Raw genomic sequence first — 468 nt, 5'->3', positions numbered from 1 at the left:
GTCACCGGCTTCCTGATGCCGTTCGAGAAGATCATGAACTCGATCTTCGAAATGTGGTCGAAGATCATTCCGGAACGGGCGATCTCCTGCTCCTTCAATCTCGAATATCTGCTGACCGGCGGCCATGACCTTCGGCATGAGGAAAAGCCGATCTTCATGTTCTATGACTGGCTGCCCGGCGGCTGGGGCGGACGCAACGGCAAGGATGGCTGCAACAGCACCACGGCGTGCTTCGGCACCGGCCTGATGGCGCAGCCCGTCGAAGGCCAGGAGCGCGTCAATCCGGTGCTGACGACCAAGTTCGAGATCAAGCGCGATTCCGCCGGCCCCGGAAAATTCCGCGGCGGCGCGGGCGTCGAGAAGACCTCGATCCTGCTGGATGCGGAGAAGACCGTGATCTCCTATATCTGCGACCGCGAACGCGCCGTGGTCTGGGGCACAAATGGTGGCCTGCCGTCCATGCCGCAC

At 61.8% G+C, this 468-nt stretch carries 1 protein-coding gene; it reads left to right on the top strand.

The features are described 5' to 3' along the window. Positions 1 to 468, top strand: a 468-nt coding sequence (locus tag AC1D0P_RS29110) for a hydantoinase B/oxoprolinase family protein (RefSeq protein ID WP_477679913.1), incomplete at both ends; no start/stop codon positions are given.

Source organism: Polaromonas sp. P1_G2 (assembly GCF_056405515.1).
The sequence above is the reverse complement of the archived record's forward strand: the minus strand, read 5'-3'. Positions and strand labels throughout refer to the sequence as shown.